5 protein-coding genes and 1 pseudogene are annotated in these 7,567 nt (G+C 64.4%); 5 read left to right on the forward strand and 1 reads right to left on the reverse strand.

The features are described 5' to 3' along the window. The first annotated feature begins 33 nt into the window (after positions 1–33). From atpD to G3N98_RS24380, 3 genes are all read left to right on the forward strand, one after another. Entirely contained in the window at positions 34–1,428 is a 1,395-nt protein-coding gene (gene atpD, locus G3N98_RS24370) for a F0F1 ATP synthase subunit beta (RefSeq protein ID WP_039322510.1), read from the forward strand. 151 nt (positions 1,429–1,579) lie between these two features. Next, the gene (locus G3N98_RS24375; protein WP_006477288.1) at positions 1,580–2,005 is read left to right on the forward strand and encodes a F0F1 ATP synthase subunit epsilon; all 426 of its coding nucleotides are present in this window, start codon (positions 1,580–1,582) and stop codon (positions 2,003–2,005) included. A gap of 253 nt (positions 2,006–2,258) precedes the next feature. Beyond that, the gene (locus tag G3N98_RS24380) at positions 2,259–3,986 is read left to right on the forward strand and encodes an AMP-binding protein (RefSeq protein ID WP_206149437.1); all 1,728 of its coding nucleotides are present in this window, start codon (positions 2,259–2,261) and stop codon (positions 3,984–3,986) included. 722 nt (positions 3,987–4,708) lie between these two features. Here the strand turns inward: G3N98_RS24380 and G3N98_RS24385 are convergent. After that, positions 4,709–5,509: a transporter substrate-binding domain-containing protein gene (locus G3N98_RS24385; protein ID WP_206149438.1), complete on the reverse strand. Its 801-nt coding sequence runs from the start codon at positions 5,507–5,509 to the stop codon at positions 4,709–4,711. 149 nt (positions 5,510–5,658) lie between these two features. Here G3N98_RS24385 and hemE point away from each other — a divergent pair, with 149 nt between their 5' ends. Both hemE and G3N98_RS24395 read left to right on the forward strand, forming a co-directional pair. Beyond that, the gene (gene hemE / locus G3N98_RS24390; protein WP_279608683.1) at positions 5,659–6,753 is read left to right on the forward strand and encodes a uroporphyrinogen decarboxylase; all 1,095 of its coding nucleotides are present in this window, start codon (positions 5,659–5,661) and stop codon (positions 6,751–6,753) included. A gap of 454 nt (positions 6,754–7,207) precedes the next feature. After that, positions 7,208–7,567, forward strand: a pseudogene (locus G3N98_RS24395) (primosomal protein N'); the annotation flags it as partial.

The following is a 7,567-nucleotide window of genomic DNA, read 5'->3' on the forward strand; positions in this document are numbered from 1 at the left end:
CGAGTAAAGAATCAGGTATTTAAAGGAAAAGCGATGAGTACTGCTGCTTTGGTAGAAGGCAAGATCGTACAGTGCATCGGCGCCGTTATCGACGTGGAATTCCCGCGCGACAGCATGCCGAAGATCTACGACGCGCTCATTCTCGATGGCTCGGAACTGACGCTCGAAGTCCAGCAGCAGCTGGGCGACGGCGTTGTCCGTACCATCTGTCTGGGTGCATCCGACGGCCTGCGCCGCGGCCTGACCGTGAAGAACACGGCAAAGCCGATCTCGGTGCCGGTCGGCAAGCCGACCCTCGGCCGAATCATGGACGTGCTTGGCCGTCCGATCGACGAAGCCGGCCCGATCGAGAGCGACGTGACGCGTTCGATCCACCAGAAGGCTCCGGCGTTCGACGAACTGTCGCCGTCGACCGAACTGCTCGAAACGGGTATCAAGGTCATCGACCTGATCTGCCCGTTCGCAAAGGGCGGCAAGGTTGGCCTGTTCGGCGGTGCTGGCGTGGGCAAGACCGTCAACATGATGGAGCTCATCAACAACATCGCGAAGGAACACGGCGGTTACTCCGTGTTCGCGGGCGTGGGCGAGCGTACCCGTGAAGGGAACGACTTCTACCACGAAATGAAGGACTCGAACGTTCTCGACAAGGTCGCGCTGGTGTACGGCCAGATGAACGAGCCGCCGGGCAACCGTCTGCGCGTCGCGCTGACCGGCCTGACGATGGCCGAGCACTTCCGTGACGAAGGCCTCGACGTGCTGTTCTTCGTCGACAACATCTACCGTTTCACGCTGGCCGGTACCGAAGTGTCGGCACTGCTCGGCCGTATGCCGTCGGCAGTGGGCTATCAGCCGACGCTGGCTGAAGAAATGGGCAAGCTGCAAGAGCGCATCACGTCGACCAAGAAGGGCTCGATTACGTCGGTCCAGGCCGTGTACGTCCCTGCGGATGACTTGACCGACCCGTCGCCGGCTACGACCTTCGGCCACCTGGACGCAACCGTCGTTCTGTCGCGTGACATCGCTTCGCTGGGTATCTACCCGGCGGTCGACCCGCTCGACTCGACGTCGCGCCAGATCGACCCGAACGTGATCGGTGAAGAGCACTACTCGATCACCCGTCGCGTTCAGCAGACGCTGCAGCGCTACAAGGAACTGCGCGACATCATCGCGATTCTGGGCATGGACGAACTGTCGCCGGAAGACAAGCTGTCGGTCGCGCGCGCGCGTAAGATCCAGCGTTTCCTGTCGCAGCCGTTCCACGTTGCTGAAGTGTTCACGGGCTCGCCGGGCAAGTACGTGCCGCTGAAGGAAACGATCCGCGGCTTCAAGATGATCGTCGACGGCGAGTGCGACCACCTGCCGGAACAGGCGTTCTACATGGTCGGCACGATCGACGAAGCCTTCGAAAAGGCCAAGAAGATCTCGTAAGGGTCGGGCGTAACGCAGCGGGTGCCGTTGGCCGTTGATTCTCCTATAGCACTGGCAATAGGGGACACGGCACCCACGCAATATGCTCAATCCGCCGTGCATGGGATCGAAGTGGGCGTTTTAGCGTCCGCTCCGATCGACAGGAGTCGATATGGCAACCATCAAAGTAGACGTCGTCAGCGCGGAAGAGCAGATCTTCTCGGGCGAGGCGAAATTCGTCGCGCTGCCGGGCGAAACGGGTGAGCTGGGCATTCTGCCGGGCCACACGCCGCTGATCACGCGGATTCGTCCGGGTGCGGTGCGCATCGAAGTCGAGGGCGGCAACGACGAATTCGTGTTCGTCGCGGGCGGCATTCTCGAAGTGCAGCCGGGCGCCGTGACGGTGCTCGCCGATACCGCGATCCGCGGCAAGGACCTCGACGCGGCGAAAGCCGAGGAAGCACGCAAGCGTGCCGAGGAAACGCTGCAGAACGCGAAGTCGGATCTCGACCTCGCGAAGGCGCAATCCGAGCTCGCGACCGCGATGGCGCAGCTCGAGGCGATCCAGCGTCTGGCGAAGATTCGCAGCCGGCACTGAGCCGCGCCGCGTGTCCCGCGAAAGAAAGCAGCCTTCGGGCTGCTTTTTTTTCGTCCGTCGTGTTCGTCTGATTTTTTGCGGGCCGGATCATTCCGTCCGGTCGTGCTATTTCATCCGTTCGCCGTGATTTGCTGTCAGAGTATCGTCAGCCGCGCGCGTCATCATCCGGGTTGAGGCCATTCGTCGCGAGTAAGCGACGGGGGCGGGCGCAGGAAGCGCGCAGGCCGATCAGACAAAAAGGACGGAGACATTCATGGCAGCAGACCTTGGCGTGGGCGCGCTGATCGCGCCCGAAAACGGCTTGTCGTATGTGCGCGGCACGACCGATGTGCCGCTCTCCGAAGCGACGATCGGGCGATTCCTGCTCGATACGGCCGGGCGCTTTCCCGATCGTCCGGCCGTCGTGTTCCGCGCGCAGCGGGTGCGCTGGACCTGGCGCGAGTTCGCGAACGAGGTCGACGTGCTGGCCGCGGGCCTGGCCGCGCTCGGCATCGTGAAGGGCGATCGCGTCGGCATCTGGTCGCCGAACCGCAGCGAATGGCTGCTCACGCAGTTCGCCACCGCGCGGATCGGCGCGGTGCTCGTCAACATCAATCCGGCCTACCGGCTGTCGGAGCTCGAATACGCGCTCAACAAGGTCGGCTGCAAGGCCGTGATCGCCGCCGAGCGATTCAAGACGTCCGCGTACGTCGAGATGCTGCAGACCATCGCGCCGGAGCTCGCGACCGCGACGCCGGGCGATCTCCATGCGGCGCGCGTGCCGAGCCTGCGCACGGTCGTGTCGATGGGCGATGTCGCGCCGCCCGGCATGTTCCGCTTCGCGGACCTGATGGCGCGCGGCCGCCAGGCCGTCGATCCCGCATTGCTCGATGCGATCGGCGCGACGCTCTCGGCCGGCGAGCCGATCAACATCCAGTTCACCAGCGGCACGACCGGCAGCCCGAAGGGCGCGACGCTCACCCACCGCAACGTCGTCAACAACGGACGCTCGATCGCGACGGCGATGCGTTTCACCGAGCAGGACACGCTGTGCATCCCGGTGCCGCTGTATCACTGCTTCGGGATGGTGCTCGCGGTGCTCGCGTGCGTGTCGAAGGGCGCGGCGATGGTGTTCCCCGGCGAAGCGTTCGACCCGGTCGCGACGCTCGCGGCAGTGGCCGACGAGCGTTGCACCGCGCTGCACGGCGTGCCGACGATGTTCATCGCCGAGCTCGATCACCCCGAGTTTGCGAAATTCGACCTGTCGACGCTGCGCACCGGAATCATGGCCGGTTCGCCGTGCCCGATCGAGACGATGAAGCGCGTCGTGTCGCAGATGCATCTGTCGGAGATCACGATCGCGTACGGGATGACGGAAACGAGCCCCGTGTCGTTCCAGAGCTCGACCGACGATCCGCTCGAGAAGCGCACGACGACGGTGGGGCGCATCCAGCCGCACCTGGAAGTGAAGATCGTCGATCCGAGCGGCGCCATCGTGCCGGTCGGCACGACGGGCGAGCTGTGCACGAAGGGTTATTCGGTGATGCTCGGCTACTGGGACGACGACGCGAAGACGCGCGAGGTGCTGGTGGACGGCTGGATGCATACGGGCGACCTCGCGACGCTCGATGCGGACGGTTATTGCAACATCGTCGGCCGGCTGAAGGACATGGTGATTCGCGGCGGCGAGAACGTCTATCCGCGCGAGATCGAGGAATTCCTGTTTCGGCATCCGAAGATTCAGAGCGCGCAGGTATTCGGCGTGCCCGATGCGAAGTACGGCGAGGAGCTGTGCGCGTGGATCGTGCTGCGCGCGGACGAGCAGATGACGGAGGACGACGTGCGTGCGTTCTGCAACGGGCAGATCGCGCACTACAAAATCCCGCGCTACATTCGCTTCGTCGACGAGTTGCCGATGACGGTGACGGGCAAGGTGCAGAAGTTCGTGATGCGCGACCGGATGATCGAGGAGCTGAAGCTCGACGTGCAGAAGACCGCCTAGCGCGGCATGAAGGCGGGAAAAACGCGGCGGCCTGCGGGCCGTTGCGTTTTCGATGGACGAAAAAAAGCGGGCTTATTAGCCCGCTAAAAACCACACGCTACGGGGTTAGCGCGAGGAGACCAAAGATGAAACCGAGTCCGGCGGGGGGCCGGAAACGACTCCAACAGGGATGCCCCTCGGAAGGGCTTCGGTACGTGACCGACTGGCTCGCAGCGCTTCGCGTCCGCTCACACTTGGCACACGAGACCGCATCCGTGTTGAAACCGTTGAGGCCATTGTGGGCGAATTAATGACCCGTCGCGGTAACAAAGTGTTTCAGGTTGTAACGCCCGCCAGATAAGGCTTTCCGGGATTTTTTGCTGTTTTTGAGGGGTCGAAAAAGGTCATTTTTACCCATATTTTCCGCAGCGTTTTCAGCACATGCGCACGATGCGTTTTTCATGCGTATCAGGCGCGACGAATTGCCGATTTGCACGCGAGAAAATGCGCCATCCCGCCGATCCCGCGCATGACGATTCATTCGTCAGAAAGATTTTGAAACGTGATTGGCAGGCGCGGAAGTCGGCCGTTCGGCCAATTCGGTGGCTTCGCGCCGATTTTCCGGGCGTCGGCACGCTGCCGCGAAGTGTAACGGCGGTGATGGGGCCACCGCCGCGCAGCGACTTTTGCAGGCGGCTGATGTGCGATCGGTGCCCGCTATCGGCCGCCACGCACGAGCTTGCTTACTTCAGCCATTTATCCGAAATCGCCTGGTATTCGCCGGTCGACAGCGCGAGATGCAGCCACTGATCGACGTACTGCTGGAACGCGACGTCGCCGCGCGGCACCATGTACGCCTTCTCGCCGAACTGGAACGGCTTGTCCGGATGCACCGAGCACAGGCCCGGATTCAGCTTTTGCTGCAGTTGCGTCTCGGATGCATCCGTCACCATCACGTCCGCCTTGCCGGCGAGGATCTGCTTGAAGATCGTTACGTTGTCCGGATAGACAGTGAGATTCGCGTGCGCGAAATACTGCTTCGCGAAACGCTCGTTGGTGCCGCCCGGGTTCACGATCACGCGCGTTTCCGGCCGGTCGATCTGCGCGACGGTCTGGTATTTGTCGGCGTCCGCGCAGCGCACGATCGGCGTCTTGCCGTCGACCACGTACGGCTGCGTGAAGAACACGCGCTTCTGGCGCTCGAGCGTCGTCGACACGCCACCCACCGCGATGTCGCATTTCGCGACGAAGTCGCCGGTCAGGTTCGGCCAGCTCGTCTTCACGTAATCGGTCTTCACGCCGAGCGACTTCGCGAGCGATTCGGCCATGTCGATGTCGATGCCCTCGAAGCGGCCGTCCGCGCGGTAGTACGAATACGGCTTGTAGTCGCCCGTCGTGCACACGCGCAGCGTGCCGCGCGCGAGCACGTCGTCGAGCCGCGAGCCGACGCCTGGTGCGGCGGCAGCGGCGTGCGCGCCGGTCTGCGCGTGCGCGGCGGCGCAGCAAAGCAGCGCGGCCGAGGCGAGCGTGGCGAGTGTCTTCATTGGTCTCCTCCTTCGTTTCGTTCGATATGAGCGTCCGATCATAACGGAGCCATCGCGCGCGTCATATGGCCGCCATCGCGTCGGCATGCGCAGCCTGAGGGCGGCTGTCCGGTAAAATGCCGCTTTGCCCTCGCATCGTCGCTCCTACCGTGGCCCATACCCTGCTCAACGACACCTTCCTGCGTGCGCTTCTGCGCGAGCCGACCGACTACACGCCGATCTGGCTGATGCGCCAGGCCGGCCGCTACCTGCCCGAATACAACGCGACGCGCGCCCGCGCCGGCAGCTTCCTCGGTCTCGCGAAGCATCCCGACTACGCGACCGAAGTGACGCTGCAGCCGCTCGAGCGCTTTCCGCTCGACGCCGCGATCCTGTTCTCGGACATCCTGACGATTCCGGACGCGATGGGGCTCGGCCTCGACTTCCAGGTCGGCGAAGGGCCGAAGTTCGCGCATCCGGTGCGTACCGAGGCCGACGTTGCGAAGCTTGCGGTGCCGGACATCGAGGAAACGCTCGGCTACGTGACGGGCGCCGTGCGCGAGATCCGTCGCGCGCTGACCGACGGCCAGGGCCGCCAGCGCGTGCCGCTGATCGGCTTTTCGGGCAGCCCGTGGACGCTCGCGTGCTACATGGTCGAAGGCGGCGGGTCGGACGATTTCCGCACGGTGAAGTCGATGGCGTATTCGCGCCCCGACCTGATGCACCGGATCCTCGACGTGAATGCGCAGGCGGTGGCCGCGTACCTGAACGCGCAGATCGAAGCGGGCGCGCAGGCCGTGATGATCTTCGATACGTGGGGCGGTGCGCTGGCGGACGGTGCGTACCAGCGCTTCTCGCTGGACTACATCCGCCGCGTGGTCTCGCAGCTCAAGCGCGAGCACGACGGCGAGCGCGTGCCGGTGATCACGTTCACGAAGGGCGGCGGGCTGTGGCTCGAGGAGATCGCGGCGACCGGCGTCGATGCGGTCGGGCTCGACTGGACGGTCAACCTCGGCCAGGCGCGCGAGCGCGTCGCGGGCAAGGTCGCGCTGCAGGGCAACCTCGACCCGACGATCCTGTTTGCGCCGCCGGCCGCGGTGCGCGAGCAGGCGCGCGCGGTGCTCGACAGCTATGGCAACCATCCGGGCCACGTATTCAACCTCGGGCACGGCATTTCGCAATTCACGTCGCCCGATCACGTCGCCGAACTCGTCGACGAAGTACATAGCCACAGCCGCGCGATCCGTAGCGGAGCCGCCGGCTGAACGCAAGCGCTGTCATGCTGCACTGCGGCGTGGCAGCGTTTCGTTATTGGCACTAAACAGGGCGCAACCCCGCACCGGTTGCCGATTCAGTGCTTGTCAAGACTTGACTTATACACATTTTCCACGTTGCAGCGCGGTAGAGCCCTGTATCGGTCAATCTGTCTCGCTATGGTTCGGTAATTTGAATAGCAGCCTTATGGCATAAGGCTCCGCGGGGCACCGCAACACGCGGCGAAAATCAGCGGAAAGCGCGGCCCCGCGCGCGTTGCGGCCATCGAGCGGCGAGTTCTCAACAAAGTTATCCACAGGCTGGGCAGGGTATACGGCGATTCCTAATGCGAATCCAAAACTTAGCGCCGAAACTGAAGTTTTACTTTAAGTTCGCTGCCCCGAGGCGGGCGCGGATGTCGGCCGTCCATGCCCATGCGGCGCATCCCGCTGCCGGAGCGCCGGGATGAGCGGCACCTATCTGCGCGTCGCGCTCGACCATCCGCTCGCCACCCTGTTCGACTACCGCTGCGACGCGCAACCGGCGCCCGGGCCCGGCACGCTCGTGCAGGTGCCGTTCGGCAAGCGGCAGGCCGTCGGGCTCGTCTGCGAAGTGACGACTCACACCGACGTGCCGCCGTCGCGGCTGCGCGCGATCGACGCGATCTGCACCGACCTGCCGCCGTTGTCGCCGGACTGGCTCGCGCTCGTGTCGTTCGCCGCGGATTACTACCAGCGCGGGCGTGGCGAGGTCGCGCTGCCGGCGCTGCCGCAGGCGCTGCGCGATGCCGGGCGCTGGGGGCGGCTGCTCGCGCCCGAGGTGCGT

Origin of the sequence: Burkholderia sp. Tr-20390 (genome assembly GCF_017104595.1) — a bacterium.
Taxonomy (GTDB): Bacteria; Pseudomonadota; Gammaproteobacteria; order Burkholderiales; family Burkholderiaceae; genus Burkholderia.